The organism is Salinibacillus xinjiangensis, from assembly GCF_009649735.1.
In the GTDB taxonomy this organism is placed as follows: Bacteria; Bacillota; Bacilli; order Bacillales; family Alkalibacillaceae; genus Salinibacillus; species Salinibacillus xinjiangensis.
Genome location: NZ_WJNH01000001.1, coordinates 472,511 through 491,382, shown reverse-complemented (window position 1 = coordinate 491,382; position 18,872 = coordinate 472,511). Strand labels below are relative to the sequence as shown.

General features: G+C 39.1%; 18 protein-coding genes. 4 read left to right on the top strand and 14 right to left on the bottom strand.

Translation table 11 applies throughout. The features are described 5' to 3' along the window. Window positions 1–312 precede the first annotated feature (312 nt). A complete protein-coding gene (locus GH754_RS02135; protein WP_153727073.1) occupies window positions 313–1,467 on the bottom strand; it encodes an acyl-CoA dehydrogenase family protein in 1,155 nt (384 codons plus the stop codon). A 213-nt stretch (window positions 1,468–1,680) separates the two neighbouring features. Beyond that, the gene (locus GH754_RS02130; protein ID WP_323741805.1) at window positions 1,681–2,763 is read right to left on the bottom strand and encodes a PQQ-dependent sugar dehydrogenase; all 1,083 of its coding nucleotides are present in this window, start codon (window positions 2,761–2,763) and stop codon (window positions 1,681–1,683) included. 155 nt (window positions 2,764–2,918) lie between these two features. Here GH754_RS02130 and GH754_RS02125 point away from each other — a divergent pair, with 155 nt between their 5' ends. Next, on the top strand, window positions 2,919–3,809 hold the full coding sequence (locus tag GH754_RS02125; RefSeq protein ID WP_153727072.1) for an SDR family oxidoreductase: 891 nt from the start codon (window positions 2,919–2,921) through the stop codon (window positions 3,807–3,809). 35 nt (window positions 3,810–3,844) lie between these two features. On the opposite strand, the gene GH754_RS02120 is transcribed toward GH754_RS02125, so the two are convergent. From GH754_RS02120 to GH754_RS02095, 6 genes are all read right to left on the bottom strand, one after another. Further along, entirely contained in the window at window positions 3,845–4,828 is a 984-nt protein-coding gene (locus GH754_RS02120; RefSeq protein ID WP_194841257.1) for an acyltransferase family protein, read from the bottom strand. Window positions 4,829–5,028: 200 nt separating this feature from the next. Beyond that, complete coding sequence (locus GH754_RS02115) at window positions 5,029–5,751, bottom strand: SurA N-terminal domain-containing protein (RefSeq protein WP_194841256.1); 723 nt, start codon at window positions 5,749–5,751, stop codon at window positions 5,029–5,031. Between the two features lie 201 nt (window positions 5,752–5,952). Next, window positions 5,953–6,888, bottom strand: a complete 936-nt coding sequence (locus tag GH754_RS02110; protein WP_153727069.1) for a siderophore ABC transporter substrate-binding protein — start codon at window positions 6,886–6,888, stop codon at window positions 5,953–5,955. 21 nt (window positions 6,889–6,909) lie between these two features. Continuing rightward, window positions 6,910–7,668, bottom strand: a complete 759-nt coding sequence (locus tag GH754_RS02105; RefSeq protein WP_153727068.1) for an iron ABC transporter ATP-binding protein — start codon at window positions 7,666–7,668, stop codon at window positions 6,910–6,912. Then, window positions 7,662–8,612: an iron chelate uptake ABC transporter family permease subunit gene (locus tag GH754_RS02100; RefSeq protein ID WP_153727067.1), complete on the bottom strand. Its 951-nt coding sequence runs from the start codon at window positions 8,610–8,612 to the stop codon at window positions 7,662–7,664. The genes GH754_RS02105 and GH754_RS02100 overlap by 7 nt, the downstream gene beginning before the upstream one ends. Next, window positions 8,602–9,555 (bottom strand): ABC transporter permease, encoded by a 954-nt coding sequence (locus GH754_RS02095; RefSeq protein WP_153727066.1) that lies wholly within the window; start codon window positions 9,553–9,555, stop codon window positions 8,602–8,604. The genes GH754_RS02100 and GH754_RS02095 overlap by 11 nt, the downstream gene beginning before the upstream one ends. 276 nt (window positions 9,556–9,831) lie before the next feature. On the opposite strand from GH754_RS02095, the gene GH754_RS02090 reads away from it, so the two are divergent. Continuing rightward, window positions 9,832–10,971 carry a conserved virulence factor C family protein gene (locus GH754_RS02090; protein WP_153727065.1) on the top strand — a complete coding sequence of 380 codons (1,140 nt, stop codon included), beginning with the start codon at window positions 9,832–9,834 and terminating at the stop codon, window positions 10,969–10,971. Between the two features lie 91 nt (window positions 10,972–11,062). On the opposite strand, the gene GH754_RS02085 is transcribed toward GH754_RS02090, so the two are convergent. From GH754_RS02085 to GH754_RS02065, 5 genes are all read right to left on the bottom strand, one after another. Beyond that, entirely contained in the window at window positions 11,063–11,317 is a 255-nt protein-coding gene (locus GH754_RS02085; RefSeq protein WP_153727064.1) for an alpha/beta-type small acid-soluble spore protein, read from the bottom strand. An 82-nt stretch (window positions 11,318–11,399) separates the two neighbouring features. Then, window positions 11,400–11,711 (bottom strand): iron-sulfur cluster assembly accessory protein, encoded by a 312-nt coding sequence (locus GH754_RS02080; protein WP_153727063.1) that lies wholly within the window; start codon window positions 11,709–11,711, stop codon window positions 11,400–11,402. Between the two features lie 116 nt (window positions 11,712–11,827). Continuing rightward, window positions 11,828–13,447 carry a long-chain fatty acid--CoA ligase gene (locus GH754_RS02075; protein WP_153727062.1) on the bottom strand — a complete coding sequence of 540 codons (1,620 nt, stop codon included), beginning with the start codon at window positions 13,445–13,447 and terminating at the stop codon, window positions 11,828–11,830. Window positions 13,448–13,600: 153 nt separating this feature from the next. Further along, window positions 13,601–14,554, bottom strand: coding sequence for an alpha/beta hydrolase (locus GH754_RS02070; RefSeq protein ID WP_153727061.1), 954 nt, complete (start codon window positions 14,552–14,554; stop codon window positions 13,601–13,603). A 22-nt stretch (window positions 14,555–14,576) separates the two neighbouring features. Further along, complete coding sequence (locus GH754_RS02065; RefSeq protein WP_153727060.1) at window positions 14,577–15,158, bottom strand: DUF1836 domain-containing protein; 582 nt, start codon at window positions 15,156–15,158, stop codon at window positions 14,577–14,579. A 141-nt stretch (window positions 15,159–15,299) separates the two neighbouring features. Between GH754_RS02065 and trhA the strand changes: the two genes are divergently transcribed. After that, a complete protein-coding gene (trhA, locus tag GH754_RS02060; protein ID WP_323741804.1) occupies window positions 15,300–15,947 on the top strand; it encodes a PAQR family membrane homeostasis protein TrhA in 648 nt (215 codons plus the stop codon). A 38-nt stretch (window positions 15,948–15,985) separates the two neighbouring features. Here the strand turns inward: trhA and GH754_RS02055 are convergent, their stop codons facing one another. Further along, entirely contained in the window at window positions 15,986–16,993 is a 1,008-nt protein-coding gene (locus GH754_RS02055; protein WP_153727059.1) for an NADP-dependent oxidoreductase, read from the bottom strand. A gap of 198 nt (window positions 16,994–17,191) precedes the next feature. On the opposite strand from GH754_RS02055, the gene GH754_RS02050 reads away from it, so the two are divergent. Continuing rightward, window positions 17,192–18,850, top strand: a complete 1,659-nt coding sequence (locus tag GH754_RS02050; RefSeq protein ID WP_153727058.1) for an FAD-binding dehydrogenase — start codon at window positions 17,192–17,194, stop codon at window positions 18,848–18,850. Window positions 18,851–18,872 lie beyond the last annotated feature (22 nt).

Below are 18,872 nucleotides of genomic sequence, written 5' to 3'. Positions count from 1 at the left end.
TGCTAAAGATTTCTTTGATTTTGCTGAAGTAGTGGTTAAATGCTGAAGATGAGAGGCGTCATCCTAAACGTCGCCCCTCTGTTGCTAAAGATTTAGTTGACTATGCTATAGATGCACAGTTAAATGCTAAAGCCTCCAACTTAGCTAAAGTACCATACCAATTTGCTGAAGTCCCCTTCGACAAAGTTAAAGTTCCTTCACTAAACTAAAGATTGCTATCCATTAACTAACCCCCATTGAATCTAGCTAAACATTCAAGAATAATCGCTAAAGTGCCTCTTACAAATGCTAAACCCTTCGTATGTATCCACGCTATTCTAAAGCACGCCCAGCTAGCATCTGAATCACAGCATCCTCCATCGGCGGGTTATGGAGCCCTGCTCTCACATCACGGTAATAACGCTCAAATGAGTAGTCCTTTGATAAACCTCTGCCACCCACAATACGCATAGCCAGATCCACAACTTTGCTTGCTGTATTTGTCGCATCTACTTTAACTGCTGCAAGCTCTGGACCTAATTGAGCACGACGTTCTGGATGCTGATCCCATTGATTGGCAATGGTATACATAAAGTTCCTAGCTCTTAGCAGCTCAAAATCCATTTCCCCAATTTTTTGTTGAATATGTGGTACTTCAGATATTGGTGTTTTTAAGCTGTTAGGTTGATAGTTCTTAGCAAATTCAATCGCGTCATTACGAGCTGCTAACGCAACCCCTAGATAGCAAGCTGGTATGTGTAAAAGCCACCCCTTTGGCATTTTCTTTTTACTAGCCATTTCGACAAGCTGGTCCTCGTGAAGTCTAACATTCTTTAAGACAAGGTCATCACTTCCAGTTCCGCGCATGCCAAGTGTATTCCATGTGTGCTCTACTTCTAACCCGGGCGTATCTTTATCGATGAGAAAGACACCAATTGCTTCCTTGTCTTCAACGTAGGCTGTCACTAAAAGATAGTCTAGGACACTAGCCATGGTAGCAAAGTTTTTCCTACCATTTACAATATAATAATCCCCGTCACGAACGGCTCGCGTTTCCGGAATGCCACCGCGTGAAGGGCTTCCTGTTGCCGGCTCTGATGCAATACGATTCACCACTTTTTTCTTTTCAGCAACCTCTTTTGCAAACTGGTCAAAAGCTTCATATGACCAAGGCTGCTCCTCACTAAGCTCCTTGACAACACCTAGGTGCCAGCCAATGGATAAAGCAGTAGCACCGTCTCCCTCAGCTAGCTTTTCTTGAATGAGGACGAATTCATATAAAGAAAGGCCTTTTCCACCATATTCTTCAGGTAAAGTCAAGGTTACATAATCAGATTCCTTTAAGTCCAGTAAATTATCCTTTGAAAATGTGGCTTGCTCATCCATCTCCTTAGCACGCTCTTTTACCTTCAAAGATAATTCTGCAACTTTATCATATAATGCTTTTTGCCGTTCGTTTTGAATAAATGGGCTAAATAGATCGGTCATTATGTTCCCTCCAACAGGTTTTTCTTCACTTTATCCTACCAATCTTATACGTTTAATAAGCTATATCTAATTTATACAATAGGATATCATAGTTTTTTAGCAAAGTAATAATATTTTGATATGGAAAAATTCAAAGGTTGAAGTATCAGAAAAAAACTTACAATGCTAATGATATGTATAACAGAATGTAATGCAACGACTTTTGTACCGTATCTACTCTAATGGAATCACAATTAGCTTGTCATCCCCTTCTTGAGGTGTGCCGCGGCCATCTCGGTTGTTGGTGATGGTGTATAACGTACTGTTCTCCACCATTACATCCCGAAGTCTTCCCCCTTCATCATATAGCAAGGACTGTTCCTGTGTTGCTAAATCAAATTCAATCAGTTTGTTCCCTCTTAATGTCGCAATATAAAGCTTTCCATCATGAATAGCTATTCCAGAAGGTGCCCACGTTTCCTCCCCAGTATGATAAAGTGGTGTTTCCATATTAGGCGCCTCCTGATCTCCCTCGATTATCGGCCATCCATAATTTTGACCTGGTTCCACTCGATTGATTTCATCATGTGCACTCTGCCCATGCTCAGTACTATATAGAGTGCCATTTGAATCCCAGGCAAGACCCTGTGGATTTCGATGCCCAAATGAGTAAACATAGGAGTCTGTGAATGGGTTGTCTGTTGGTATACCTCCATCTAGTTCCATTCGCAATATTTTCCCAGCTAAACTATCTTCATTCTGTGCAAGATCAGCCTGTCCGGCATCACCAGCTGTTACATAGAGCTTTTGGTCAGGGCCAATTTTAATTCTACCTCCATTATGGATTCGACCGCCAGGAATTCCTTCTAATAGCACATCCTTTTCAACCCAGCGATTCCCTTCCATTTCTAACACGATGACACGATTAAACAAGCGTTCATTCTCCTCATACGTGTGATAGGCAAATGCTAGATTCGATGTTTCAAAATTAGGTGCTAATATAAACCCTAACAACCCGCCTTCCCCAACGTGTGCTATTGGCTTATCGACATCAACCTCTTGTATCTCAATAGATTCGGTCTCTTTGTCAATACGAATCACCGTCCCTCCACGCTGACTGAGGTAAAATATTTTTTCATGCTTATTAATGGTCCAAGGAATGGATAGGTTTTGGGCTACGACATTGATGCTTAGATTTCCATTAGTTTGAATAACTGGCTTGTCTTTATCTACCGTAGCCTCCTCCTTATTTTGCTCGTTAGCTTCTTTACAACCGACTAGTACAATGATAAGCAATAACAGTACTTTACTTTTCACGGTATCCTTCCTTTCCATCCACATATATGTATATCTTTATGGATAAATCCAAAAAATCCTTTAAGAGGACTATTTTTCGTATATTAGTAACATGATTGCCCATCGGAAATAAATTAATTACGACATCACTCATTTCAGAAAGGATTGGAGTCATTATGAATTCAAATTCATCTTCACAAGGACAAAACAAACAGCCTTCTTTTCCACCCCAACACCAGCCACAACAGCCAGGAATTGAGTCCCTAATGAAGCCCATGCCAGTTGTAGAGGACTTTGATTATCAGGGGTCTGGAAAGCTACAAAATAAAGTGGCCATCATTACCGGAGGAGATAGTGGTATTGGGGCAGCTGCGGCCATAGCCTTTGCGAAAGAAGGAGCCGACCTTATGATTCCTTATTATTCTGATTATGAAAATCAGGATGCTTATCGTACGAAGACTAGAATTGAAGAGCTCGGAAGGAAATGTCTTCTCATAACAGGAGATTTGAAGGATGAGCTTCATTGTCAAAACGTTATCAATCAAACCATGAACCAATTTGGAAAAATAGATATTTTAGTTAATAACCACGCTGTTCAATTTCCGCAGCAAAGTTTATTAAATATAAGCTCAGAGCAGTGGGATTTAACCTTTAAAACGAATATCTATCCGTTTTTCTATTTATCAAAAGCAGCTCTTCCCCATCTACAAAAGGGCAGCAAAATCATTAACACGGCATCAGTCGTAGCTTATGAGGGAAATGAGAAGCTTATCGACTATTCCTCAACAAAAGGTGCCATTGTTGGATTTACAAGGGCTCTATCTCAAAACGTTGCAAGCATAGGCATCCGCGTCAACGCTGTCGCCCCTGGACCAATATGGACACCACTTATACCAGCTAGTTTTAGCGCTCAGGATGTTACAACCTTTGGACAAAACGTTCCCATGAGCCGTGCAGGTCAGCCATATGAACTTGCACCAGCCTATGTATATTTAGCATCGGATGATTCATCCTATGTATCTGGGCAAGTCATTCATGTGAATGGCGGAAAAATGGTAAGCTCCTAATAAATGTGGGCAGACACAAGTTGTCTGCCCACACTTTATTTTGCGATGACCTTTTGCGGTTCAATTAAAGGCTTCGCTATTCGAATGACTGGTCGAGATGCCAAAACAAAGGTTAACATCAGGGCCAATCCAACAAGTAAGAAATAGTACCCTGAATCAACAATGGTTTGATAAAATGGCGTCATTTCCAACGATTTAATGGTTAAGCCATGTAATAAATAAACATAAAGGGTTCGTTCACCAATTTTAGTAAATACAAATTGTCTACGTGGAATGAGCGCTAAAACACTAAAGGTTGCCCAAAAGACAACTCCATATAAAATCAAGCGAATCATAACCCCATAGCTTTCATCCACCCCTAATTCAGCATAGGAGGATGATGCTAACAGCCAGTCTCTCGTCATGTCATTTAAAAGAAAATAATACCCGCTAAACAGTAAAACCAAGAATGCTGCACCTGAAACCTTATATTTCTTCTTCGTTAATAGCTGAAAGTGAGTTTTATCTAATTTATAGCCTAGTAGAAACAATGGGAAAAACACGAAGGTACGCGATAAACTTAAATAAGTACCAATAACAGGCACAAGCCCAATTAAAACCCCGATTGCTACAGCTATTGTGAAAGAGTAAGGAATTTTTGAGAAAACAAACAAAAGTAAATTCCACCCAATTAAACTTAGTAAAAACCACAATGTCCAATGTGGATCAAAGATGGAAAATTGAATTTCATTATTCGTTACGGAAAAGAAAATAGAAAAGATGATTTGAAAAATAAAATAAGGTAACAGCAGCTTTTTCGTTAATTTGGTCAGGTAGCCTGGTTTAAATATCCCTTTTGCAAAAAATCCAGATATTAAAATAAATGCAGGCATATGAAACGTGTATATAAATTTATAGGCTGCATTTAGTATCTCTTGGTCATGGCGATAGGGGCTAATCATATGCCCTACCACAACTAATAAAATAAGCATAAAACGTGCATTGTCAAAATACTGGTCACGTTTTTCGTTTGTAGCCATAAGCTTCACCTCAAAATCAAAGAGTTTCCACATCACATCTATTCGATAAGACCTTGGATGATGAAGGGGTCTTGAGATGACCAAATGTATGTAGGAATTACCCGGTTCCTTTTCTAAACAAACCTAATTCATTAAAAATGAGAAAAAAGCCCTTATGATACAACAAAAGCATGGGACAATTCCCATGCTTTTGTACTTTTTTATATTAAAATCTCAACTTCATTATCTTTTTTAAGCTGCTCAATTAGTTTGCCTAGCGCTTCATTACGTTTTTGTCTTTTCAGTGTGGAGACAATTTGTTCTTTCACATCTGCAAGCTTTACTTCTTTTTTTGACATTTCCTTATATTGATCAAAGAAGTCTTGAATTTCTTTATCCGTTGGCTCTTCTATTTCAACTTCTTTTTTAATATACTCATCTGTTGCCATCTGATCAGCAAAATCAGCCTTAAGTTTTTCCACTGTTAATCCTTGTTTCTTTAATGCTTCTTTAAACTTCTCTTCACTATCAAACTGCTCTTTTTGCTTTTTCAATTGCTCATTAACTTTCTCTTCATCAGCTTCATAGCCCTTTTCTTTTGCTTCTTGTACAAGAAGTTCTTGGCCAACCAACTGATCTAATGTAGCTTGTTTCAATTTTTTAGCTGACTCTTCACTTGAAGGGTCCATTCCCTGCTGCATGAAAGTCATTTGAACCTGTTGATACCACATATTATATTCGGAACCCTTTAATTCCTCACCATTCACCTTTGCAACAGTTTTGTCAGGTTCAACCTGCTGTTTTTTCGCTTCTTCTTGTTGACCTTGTTCTTCTGTCTTTTCAGTTTCTGATTCTTGAGTTTCTTCTTTTTTGTCATCTGAACATGCAGCTAGAGAGAATAAAAGAAGAGATAACAAGCTTAGTGTGATTAATTTCTTTAGCAAAATACATTCACTCCTCAAAAAATATGCTTATCCCATTCAATCATTTTTTCGGCTTTGATTCAAGCGCTAAGAAAAATCGTAAATGGCCTAAGTGGTGTCATAACAGCTTTGCAAACGTATTTTACAAATAATTTACATTTTGTTATCAAATAATGGTAAAGCGATCTTGATAGTGGAAAGCCTAATCAAGATCGCTTTTTATTATTTTATACTATTTTCAATTTCACTAATCATTTCATTAACCGATATTAACCCACCACCAGATAAGTACCAGTAATCTGGATTTAGGTAAATCACCTTATCGTTTTGATATGCTCTCGTCTTTTGCACGAGTTCATTTTTAAGGGCTTCATCAGCTGTTACATCTCCACCAATTGCTGCTGTTCGATCGATAACATATAGGTATTCAGGATCCTTTTCAACTAAGTATTCAAAGCTAATTCCTTGCCCATGTGTAGACACCTCTATATCTTTGGCAACTGGTGTAAGACCAAAGACGTCATGTATTAGTCCAAAGCGTGATTTAGGTCCATAGGCACTTAAGCTTCCTTCATTTGCTAACACTACAAGTGAATTCTCAACATTTTCAGCTGAATCCTTAATGCTTTCTATTGATTTATCTATGGAATTCAATTCTTCTTCAATAAATTCATCCTGCTCAAAAATTTTCCCTAGTACGTGCATGTTCTCTTTAAACGACTCCATGTATCTTGTGGTATCTACTCCTAAGAATATGGTCGGTGAGATTTTAGTGAACTCTTCATATAGCTCCTGTTGTCGACTAGAAATGATGATTAAGTCAGGGTCAATTTCTGCAATCTTTTCAAAATCAGGTTCCTTTAAGCTACCAACATTTTCATAATCTGAGCTTTCATATTTTGATAGATAAGAAGGGATCGTTGCCTGTGGAACACCTGCTACTTCAATTCCCATTTTATCTAGGGAATCTAAAATCCCAAAATCAAAGACGACCACTTTTTCAGGATTTTTCGGAACATCTGTGGTATCTAGTTTATGTTCGATTGAAATCGTTTCACTGCTTGATGCTGATGTTTCCTTCGACTCATCTGTTCCACATGCGGCCATAAACATAGCCATTAATCCAACCATCACAAGTGTCAAAAGTTTTTTATTCATGTTTTTTCACCTCATTTTTTTTCATGAAAAATATATACAAATTTTATTCCCATCAATATTTTCAATGTTAAAATCCATGCCGTATACATCCTTTAACACACCAGGGTCAATGATTTCCTCCGTTTTTCCTTGCTTGACTAGTTGGCCATCTTTCAGCGCAACAATATAATCCGAATACACTGACGCAAAGTTAATATCATGAATGACGATGACAATCGTTTTCCCTAAATCGTCCACTAATTTACGTAACGTTTTCATGATAGAGACAGAATGCTTCATGTCTAGGTTGTTTAACGGCTCATCGAGAATAATGTACTCGGTATCTTGGGCAATCACCATCGCGATGTAGGCTCTTTGCCGTTGTCCTCCACTAAGCTGATCTAAATATTTATCTTTTATCTCTTCAAGCCCCATGTAGGAAATAGCCTCGTTCACATACTTCCAATCTTCTTTAGTCAATCTTCCTTGTGAGTAAGGAAAGCGTCCAAAGCAAACCAGCTCCTCAACAGATAAACGAATATTAATATGATTGGATTGCTTTAAAATGGCAATTTTTTTGGCTAAATCATTACTTTTACACCGACTGATTTCAATGCCATCTATAAACACCTCTCCTGCGTCCTTAGCAAGTAAGCGAGCAACCATAGATACTAAGGTACTTTTTCCAGCCCCATTTGGTCCAATAAAGGAGGTTATTTTTCCTTTTTCAATCGTTAATGAGACATGATCCACGACCTGCTTATCTCCGTATTCCTTAAGCACATTTTTAATCTCTACCATGCTTTACTCTCCTTTAATAAAAGATAAATAAAGTAAACGCCACCAATAAAATTGACAATAACACTTAAGGTTGTGGAAAAGGTAAACACCCGTTCCACAATCATTTGTCCACCCACTAAGGCAATAAAGCTAATCAAAATGGCCCCTAAAATTAAATAGTGATGACGATAGGTGCGGACGAATTCATGGGCCACATTTGCTACTAACAGGCCTAGGAAGGTAATTGGCCCAACTAAGGCTGTCGATATGGAAACCATAATGGCAATAACGACAAGTAGCCGCTTGATGACATAATCATAGTCAACACCTAGATTAATGGCTTGCTCTCTGCCTAATGAGAGCACATCTAAGTATTTCAAAAATTTGAATGCATAAAGTGAAATGGTCATCAAACCTACTAGAGCTATGACTAGAATATCTGTGTTTACGTTGTTAAAGCTTGCAAACATACGATCCTGTACCACTAAGAACTCGTTAGGATCAAGTAACACCTGCATAAAGGTCGACATGCTTTCGAATAAGGTCCCAATCACTAGTCCGATTAATAATAGAAAATATATGTTTTGTTGTTCACGCTTGAAAAGTAGCTTATAAAGTAAACCAGCAAATACCACCATAAGTCCAACTGATAGCAAGAAATTCACATTTTTGTTGAGTAATGTGAGATTCATAGATCCAAAAGCAAAAATTAAGAAGGTCTGAATCAACATATACAGAGAATCAAGTCCTAGAATACTTGGCGTTAAAATTCGGTTATTGGTGATTGTTTGAAACACCACAGTTGAAAACGCGATGGCCGCACCAGTTAACAGCATAGCCAGTAGCTTCGTTGCTCTTCTAGGCAGAATGTAATCCCAGTTACTCCCGATATCCATAAAGAGAAAAATCCCGATTAATATGACTGAAATAATGGTTAAAATGGAGAGTTTTGTTTTATAGCCCATACGCTTTTCTCCTTAACAGCAAATACACAAAGATGGTGCTACCAATCACACCGACAGTAAGACTAATTGCAATTTCATACGGATAAATTATGACTCGACTTAAAATATCACATGCGAGCACAAATACGGCCCCTAATAATGCGGTATGTGGCAGATTATTTTTCAGGTGATCTCCCCGATAAATCGTTACAATATTCGGAATCACAAGACCTAGAAATGGAATCATTCCTACCGTTAACACAACGACAGCTGTAATCATAGCGACAATTGCCAGCCCAATATTTACAACCTGTCGATAATTCAAACCAAGATTCTTGGAAAATTCCTCCCCCATCCCGGCAATCGTAAATCGATTCGCAAACAAATACGCTATGATCAGTAACGGGATACTTAGGTAGAGCAATTCATATCGCCCTTTGATCATCAACGAAAAATTTCCTTGCAGCCATGACGACATGTTTTGAATGAGATCATATTTGTAAGCAAAAAAAGTAGATATAGAGTTTACAATGTTCCCAAACATTAACCCAACCAATGGAATAAAAATCGTATCCTTAAACTTTACTTTTTCCAATATTTTCATAAAAATAAAGGTTCCAAGTAGAGCGAACACAAAGGCTACGAGCATTTTCTGGATGGGAGTAGCTGATGTAAACAGCATAAGAGCTACCAAAATACCAAAACGGGCAGAATCCATCGTACCTGCTGTCGTTGGAGAGACAAACCGATTTCGCGTCAGCTGCATCATAATCAGACCAGCAATACTCAAGCTCATTCCCGCTATTAAAATACTAATTAATCGTGGTACTCGACTAAGATATAAAATTTGAACCTCTTCACTCTTTAAGTTGAGTAAATCCATTGGGGTAATATTGGTTACCCCGATAAATAAAGAAGCTATGGATAAAACAATGAGAATGAGCAGCAAATATCTTTTTTTCATAGGCCATTCCTCTTTTGCAAGCTGATTATAATAATTCTAGTCTAGAGCCAATATGTAAAACCTAATTTAGAATAATTCTTAATAATGATAATGAGATTCATTATCATTTAATTTCGGTCACTTATATTATATATCGTTGAGAATGATTGTCAATATCATTTTCTGGTTAATTTTGAAAATAGTTCGGTTTACCTGTTCTAGTAATCTGTTTAAATGGATTAACGATGAGGAGTTTGATAAAATCACAAATAAGTAAGATAAGAAGGTGGTATTAGCATGAAGATTGTATCCATTGAACCGACTCCAAGTCCAAATTCTATGAAAATCATTTTAAATGAAGCACTACCTGATGGAGAAACCCATAATTACAAACCCGAGGACACTTTTGATAACGCCCCAGACTTTATCAAACAATTATTTAAAATTGAGGGTGTGAAAAATATTTACCATGTAGCCGATTTTATTGCTCTCGATCGGAATCCTAAATTTGCCTGGGAAGACATTTTGCCTCCTGTACGTAAAGTTTTTGGTGAGGTAAGTGTTGAAGATATGGGAACTTCTGTTGAAGGCAATCAAGAATCATTTGGTGAAGTAAAAGTATTTATTCAAAAGTTCAAAGATATTCCGATGCAAGTTAAACTCGAGGATGGAGAAGATGAAAAACGTTTCGGTTTACCAGAACACTTTATGAATGCCGTTATGAAGGCTTCAGCTGAGACACCTAGCTTTGTGATGGAAAGAAAATGGGTAGAGCAAAATCCACGCTATGGCTCCACTGATGAGATTGGACAGGATATTGTAGAGGAATTAACAGCGAGCTATGATGAAGAAAGGCTGGAGAGTTTAGTTCAGGCGGCTTTAGCTGATGGACCACCAGATCCAGTAACAGAGTCAAAAGCGAAAAATAAAGTGACCTTAGAAACACTTGATTATCCGGATTGGAAGGTGCGCTATGCAGCTCTAGACCGCATGGATGATCCTACGTTTGAAGATTTACCAATCCTCGACAAAGCATTAGATGATGAAAAAATGTCCATTCGTAGACTAGCCACTGCTTATTTAGGGATGATAGAGGAACCGGAAGTGCTTCCATACCTATACAAAGCTTTACACGATAAAGTGGTTACCGTTCGCCGCACTGCTGGGGATTGTCTTTCTGACCTTGGTTTCAAGGAAGCCATACCAGAGATGATTAAGTCCTTGTCGGATTCTAGTAAGCTTGTGCGTTGGAGAACGGCGATGTTTTTGTATGAGGTTGGTGATGAATCGGCCCTACCAGCCTTACGTGAGGCTATGAATGACCCTGAATTTGAAGTTCGAATGCAGGTGAAAATGGCGATTGAGCGAATTGAAGGTGGAGAAGAAGCAAAAGGTTCTGTTTGGCATCAGATGACACAGGCAACGAAGAAGGAATAATAAGGTTGAACCCCTATGTCACGAATTGGGCTGGGCCTCGTGTCCCACACAAAAAGCTGCCTCATCACTAGATGAGACAGCTTTATTTACCTTAAACCTTTTTACTATACTGTTCCTCTGCCATCTTAATCATTTCTCGTACCATATTCCCACCAATCTGTCCGCCGATTTTCCCGGCATCCTTGGCTTTAATATTGCCGTTATACCCTTTATTTAAAGGTATACCCTGTTCTTGGGCAATTTCATATTTAGCAGAACCAGAATTATTTGAATTGGTGACCTTTGCTTTCAACTGGTCTAATCCTTGACGTGCTTCTGGCACGAGAATTTTGTTGTTTCTGGCCATATTACATCCCTCTTTCTCCTTGATGACCTCAGGGGATACTCTCCCCGTGCTTAGGATTAACAAGAGATAGGAATGTTATGAATTAATGATGGTGATGATGTCCTTTATCAATGGTCGGATTGGTCACTACAAATTCCGGTTTAGGTACATGGAAAAACTGTACCCAAATACCGTCAAGCCACTCTGCCTCTCTAGTGTCCAATAATACATCTACATCTTTATCGGTTTTGACGATTTCGTCGTGTTCTGTTGGTGTATCATAATCAATCTCATAATGAGCGTGATCTCCATGAATATGGGTAACCGATACCCGAATCATTTTTCCTTTCGCCTCATCAGTGGCTAGCATTCTTTTCAGTTCTTTACCAGCATTTTTATTCATTTTAACTTTCATGTCATATCCTCCTACTTCAGCATCTAGCTCTATTATGCCTTTTTTACGATAATTTTAAAATCGTAACGACTTCGTTTTGTCTAGTTACTGAGTAAGGACAGTATCCGCAATGCTAACTACGCCTTTTCCACTAAATGATCCTTTAACTGCTCCCGTAATGTACGTTTCAAAAATTTCCCGACCGATGTTTTGGGAATTTGTTCTATAAAGACAATATCATCTGGAATCCACCATTTGGCAAATTGTGCTTTTAAATGCTCAAATAATACTTCCTTTGTAACACTTTCTTTATATTGGTCCTTGAGCACCACGCAGGCAATTGGTCTTTCTATCCACTTAGGATGTGGAACAGCAACTACCGCTGCCTCAAATACACTCTCATGGGCCATTAAAGTATTTTCTAAATCTACCGATGAGATCCATTCTCCACCACTTTTGATTAAATCCTTCGTCCGGTCCACTAATTTAATATTTCCTTCTTCATCAATGGTGGCAATGTCGCCTGTGTGTAGCCAGCCATCACGGAATGCCTCCTCACTTCGGTCATCTTTATAATATTCGTTGGCAATCCATGGTCCGCGAACTAGCAGCTCTCCCATTTCTTTTCCGTCTCTTTTCACCTCACCACGGTCATTGACAACCTTTGCTTCCAAACCAGGCACAATAAGCCCTTGTTTGGAACGAATATCAAGCTTCTCCTCTTCTGGTAAATCCTGCTGATAGCTTTTTAGTCGTGCAGCCGTTACAACCGGCGTGGTCTCGGTTAAGCCATAAGCGTGTAAGAATGGAATGCCATGCTTGGACTCGAAGGCACGGATGATTCCTCTTGGAGCAGCAGACCCTCCACAAACAACCGCGCGTAAGCTACTCATATCATAATCATTTATTTCTAATTCATTTAACAATCCAAGCCAGACAGTAGGGACCCCGGCTGTTAATGTCACTTGTTCAGATTCAATCAGTTCAGCTAACAATTTTGGTGTGAACATTGGGCCAGGTAAAACCTGTGTCGTACCAAACCATGTGGAGGCAAATGGTAATCCCCACGCATTTACATGAAACATCGGAACTACAGGCATTAGAACATCAGACTCAGACAACCCTAACGTATCACTTAAGCCTAAGGCCATACTGTGGAGTACAAGGCCGCGGTGTGAGTACACAACCCCTTTTGGCTTTCCTGTGGTTGCGGATGTATAGCACATCGCTGCTGGGTCATTTTCATCTATGTCCACGGTATATTCAAAAGTTGGGTCACCGTCAGCAATTAAATCCTCATAGGAATAAGCAGGGGACAGAGTCGTAGACGGTAGGGAATCTTTATCAGTCATGATGACAAACGCTTTAACTGTTTTTAATTGGTCTTGAACCTTTTCCACAATGGGAACAATGTCTTCATCAACCAAAATGACTTGATCCTCTGCATGGTTCAGAATGTAACTTAAATGCTCCTCTGACAATCGAAAATTGGCCATGTGCAAAACTGCTCCCATACATGGCACAGCAAAATACGCCTCTAAATGTCGATGATGATTCCATGCTAATGTAGCAATACAATCTCCCTTTTTAACCCCGAGCTTCTCTAATGAGCTTGATAATGCCCTTGCACGCTCTCCAACATCCTTATACGTTAAACGATGAATCTTTGAACTTGTTCTAGAGACCACTTGTTTTTTAGAAAAAAACTTTTCTGCGCGTTCAATTTTTTGTACTAGTGTTAAAGGTGTGTCCATCATTACTGTTTTTCCCTCCATCCATAGAATAAACTTAATATTCAGTAAATTTTGAGTAAAAAAATATAATCCATCGAGTTATTATCTAAGTTTAATTGTATGCGCTTTCAACCAAAAACACAATAGCTATATAGTATTTCTTACTCAACATCTTCCTTACTCATTAGACAAAGTTCGATTTAAAAAGGACTGGACGGTTTGTTGGAAATCCTTAGTCGCAACCGTATAGGCCTTTGTATGACCTGCACCAGCTACAATCCATAAATCCTTCTCTCCACCGGCTGCTTCATAAATTTTATAAGCCATTTCAGTAGGAACTAGTTCATCCTGATCACCATGAATCATCAGTAGAGGTTTTGTGTTTTTACGAACTTGATCAATGGCGGAAGCTTCTTCGAACGAATAGCCTGCCCGTATTTTTGTCATCAAGCTTGTGATGTCTAGTAAAGGAAATGCAGGTAACCCATACAAATGATTTAATTGATGGGTCAATTCTTCTTCAACTGTCGTATATCCACTATCCGCGATAAGTCCCTTTACTTCTTCAGGTAATATTTCTCCACTTGTCATCAGGACAGTGGCAGCACCCATGGAATTTCCGTGCAGGAAAATTTGCTTTGCGTTATAGTCCTCTATTAATAAGTCAATCCAACCTTGGTAATCTTTTCGATCATGCCAGCCATAGCCAATATAATCGCCTTCACTTTCACCGTGACCACGTGCATCGGGCATGAGCACATCGAAGCCTTGATCATAATAAAACTTCACATAATCATCCATTTGCTCTTTATGACCTCTATACCCATGTGCCAAAATAACCGTTTTCCCTGCTGAGAAGTCATGGTCTAAATAATCTGCTTTTAAGGTTAAGCCATCATAAGAGACCATTGTTACTGTTTCAAAGGTTTGTTCTTGATACCATTTCTTAGCTGTTTGGATAATGTTATTTTCAGCCTCAACTTTAGCTGTGGCAGACTCTGAACCTTTATATAGTTCAACGTGCACACCCCGTTTCACGGCCTCTCCATAAAAATAATTCCCGGCAAAACCCAGTCCAATGAGTACAATCCCCAACAAAACTCCCAGTGTAACGAAAAGCTTTTTCTTCATTCCCCTATCCCCTCATCCAATTCTATTTCTCCTGATCTTCAGCAGACATTTGGTCGACCAGTCTTTCAGCCATACGACGGTACATATTACTCATGTGGACAAAAGAAGCAATGTCTAACACTTGCTCCAGATATTTATCATCCTGGTCATCTAGCTTTTCAATCTCTTCCCTTACTTCTCGTGTGTTTTCCTGTATATGATCCTGAACTCTCTCCACGTTTTTTTCTGTTACATGTAGATATCGTTCATAAAAAGCATCTAAATCAAACTCTTCCTCAACAATTTTTCGATTTAATTCGTCTAACATCGTTTTAATGTCTCCAATCGAAAGAGCTCCCTTTAGTTGATAGATCAAACTGATTAACAATAAATGATCGCGTGAGTATTTCTTATTCGTGATAGGAAAAAATAATTTACCTTTTGCATAATTATTGATCATTGTCTTCGTTAATACTTTTTCTTTTTCGTTTCTCTTTGCACCAGCATATTTTCGTTCAAATAATTGGATAACCTGATCCATGTATAAATCCAAATCAGGTATTTCCTCTAAGGTTAAATGATTATTTAATTGTAATTCATCCATGAGTTTATATATATCTTCCATATCTTGACCTCGTTTTCCGTCGTTTTATTTATCTAAATTATATGGGAAAGACGAAAGATAGTAAAGCTTGACTATATGTTATAATGGGTATATGATTACATGTAGTATTGAAAACTACTTACTGTTCAGGAGGAATTTTTAGTGGGCGTATATGTACGAGAACCTATCAATGGGTATACCCATTTATTTGGTGCTGTTATGTCGTTTGTAGGATTGTTGGCGTTAGTGATTAAAGCAGCCATGAATTCTTTTTCAGCTGTTGATATTATGGCCGTCATTATTTTTGGCGTGAGTATGATTTTATTATACTCAGCTTCTGCTACTTACCATATGGTTGTAGCTAAGGACCGAGTGATTGCCTTTTTAAGACGTATTGATCACTCGATGATTTTTGTGTTGATTGCGGGAACCTACACACCTTTTTGTTTAATCAGTTTAGAAGGTGTTATGGGATGGGTTCTGTTTATTGTTATCCAAGGCTTAGCTGTTTTAGGTGTATGCTATAAATTAATATGGTTCCATAGTCCACGTTGGTTATCAACAAGTCTATACATTGCCATGGGGTGGCTTGTTGTGTTTTTCAGCTCTCCTCTAGCAGATGTTGTCGGAACTGGTGGAATGTTTTTACTTATCCTAGGTGGTATTTTCTACACCATTGGAGGAATCATCTACGGAACGAAGCCTAAGTTTTTAGAGTTTAAGCATATGGGCTTTCATGAGATTTTCCACATTTTCATTCTTTTTGGAAGTTTGGCTCACTTTCTATCAGTATATTTGTTTGTATTATAAAGAAAACGAACCTCGTTATGGAGGTTCGTTTTTTAGATTCAATCACTTACTTTCACAAGCTGTTTCCCTAGATTTTTACCTTTAAATAAATCTAAAAAGGCTTGTGGCACATTTTCAAATCCATCCACAATTGTTTCTTCATATTTCAATTTCCCTTCAGATAGCCATTTTGCTAAGTCCTGTGCCCCTTCTCTAAATTGCTTAGCATAATCTGTAACGATAAAGCCTTTCATTAAGGCGCGTGACTTGATGAGCATAGGTTGAACTCTAGGTCCCATGTCTTCTTTCAGACTGGTAATGTTATAAGCCGAGATGGCTCCACAGACCGGTACTCGGGCAAAATCGTTCAGGAGGCTCAATACAGCATCTGAAACAAGCCCTCCTACATTATCAAAATAGACATCGACCCCATCAGGACATGCCTCTATTAGGGACTTCCTTAGGTGATCCGTTTTATAGTTAACCGCTTCATCAAAGCCGAGTTCATTTTTGAGATAAGCAATCTTTTCCTCTGAACCGGCAATTCCGACGACACGAGCTCCTTTGATTTTAGCGATTTGGCCCACGACCATCCCAACTGCCCCAGCTGCACCAGACACAACTACGGTTTCCCCTGCTTTAGGCTGGCCAATATCTAATAAGCCAAAGTAGGCCGTTAACCCTGTAGTTCCAAGGATCCCTAAATAAGCAGAAAGAGGGGCAAGAGAGTCATCGACTTTTCGAACCGTGGATGCATCGACTGTGTTGAATTTTTGCCAGCCAAGCATTCCTGTCACCTTATCTCCAACCTGTAAAGAATCACTTTTGGATTGAACCACTTCTCCAACAATTCCTCCAGAAATAACTTCATTGACTTCAAAGGGAGCCACATAAGATTTAGCTGTACTCATTCTCCCTCTCATATAAGGGTCAACTGATAAATACAGGGTACGAATCACAACCTCACCTTGTTTCGGTTCTTTAATTGGCACCTGCCTATATTCAAAATTAGTTTCAGTTGGCATTCCTGTTGGTCGTGACTTAAGTAAAATTTGTTCATTTTCCATCGTAACTCGCCATCCTTTCTTAATATATTACCTATGTCTATTTCTGAGGGTTCCATTATTATTACTTCTCCAAAATGTTCCTTTGTCCTTTAGAAAATTAAACCGATTTACAAAGCAGGTTAATCAAGTCATAGCGTTGAATACTGATATTATCAGAAACTTCAGTTTTATATCAAAATAATTTTAGGAGGAAAAATGATGAAATTTGATGTCATTGTTGTAGGTGCAGGTCTTGCTGGTCTTGTCGCTACAGCCGAATTAACGGATCAGGGTAAAAGAGTATTGTTGTTAGATCAAGAGCCTGAATCCTCACTTGGCGGACAAGCCTGGTGGTCATTTGGAGGATTATTCCTTGTTGATTCGCCTGAGCAGCGACGAATGGGGATTAAAGATACAACGGATTTAGCATGGCAGGACTGGCTTGGCACAGCTGGTTTTGATCGGGATGCGGATGAAGATTATTGGGCAATAAAGTGGGCCGAGGCCTATGTTGATTTTGCTGCAGGTGAAAAACGAGAATGGCTCCGTTCCTTAGGTGTTCGCTTTTTTCCTGTGGTGGGATGGGCAGAGCGAGGTGGTCAGCTTGCAGAAGGACATGGGAATTCTGTTCCACGATTCCATATTGTATGGGGAACTGGACCTGGACTTGTTGCCCCATTTGAAAAAAAGCTACGCGCGGCCATTCAAAAGGATCTAGTTGATTATCTTCCGCGCCATCAAGTTGATGAGTTATTAACTAATAATGGTACGGTTATTGGAGTAAAGGGTTCTATACTTGAGGAAAGCTCTGTTGATCGTGGAGAGGCGAGCTCACGTAAAGTAGTAGATCAGTTTGAATTTCAGGCTGAAACTGTACTTGTTTCGAGTGGTGGAATTGGGGCTAACTTCGATTTAATCCGTAAAAATTGGCCATCGAGATTAGGTAATCCACCTAAACATATGATATCTGGTGTGCCTGATCACGTGGATGGACGAATGTTAGCCATTAGTGAAAAAGTTGGCGGACGAATAGTAAACCGCGATCGTATGTGGCACTATACAGAGGGCATCAAAAATTATAATTCCGTATGGGCAAGACACGGGATCCGGATTCTTCCTGGTCCATCGTCAATCTGGTTGGATGCCCGCGGCAATCGCTTTAAGGCTCCAAATCTCCCTGGCTTTGATACATTAAGTACATTAAAAGCAATTATGTCGACAGGATATGATTATTCCTGGTTTATTTTGACTCAAAAAATTATTGAGCGAGAATTTGCTTTATCTGGATCGGAGCAAAATCCTGATTTAACTGGAAAAAGTATAAAGAAAATACTGTCCCGTGTTCTACCTGGAGCCCCAGGGCCTGTTCAAGCCTTTATGGATAAAGGAGAAGATTTTGTTGTAGCTAACAACTTGGAGGACCTTGTAAAGGGCATGAATGATTTAACCGAGGAGAACTTGCTTCATGCTTCCCACATCGAACGACAAATACAGGCACGAGACAGAGCACTCGAAAATAAATTTACGAAGGATGTACAAGTTACTGCTTTAAGAGGTGCACGACAATATCGGGGCGACCGTTTAATTCGAGTTGCAAAGCCACATAAAATCTTAGATAAGAAGAATGGTCCACTCGTTGCTGTCCGTTTACATATTCTCAGTCGAAAAACATTAGGCGGACTACAAACCGATCTATCTGGAAGAGTATTGAAAGATAACGGTGAACGTGTTCCAGGTTTATACGCAGCAGGTGAAGTATCTGGATTTGGCGGTGGTGGTGTCCATGGTTATCGCTCATTGGAGGGTACATTTTTAGGTGGATGCTTATTCTCAGGTCGCCAAGCAGGTCAAGGAATTGTAACAGATTTGAGTCAGTAACATTGGTATAACATTTTTGAAT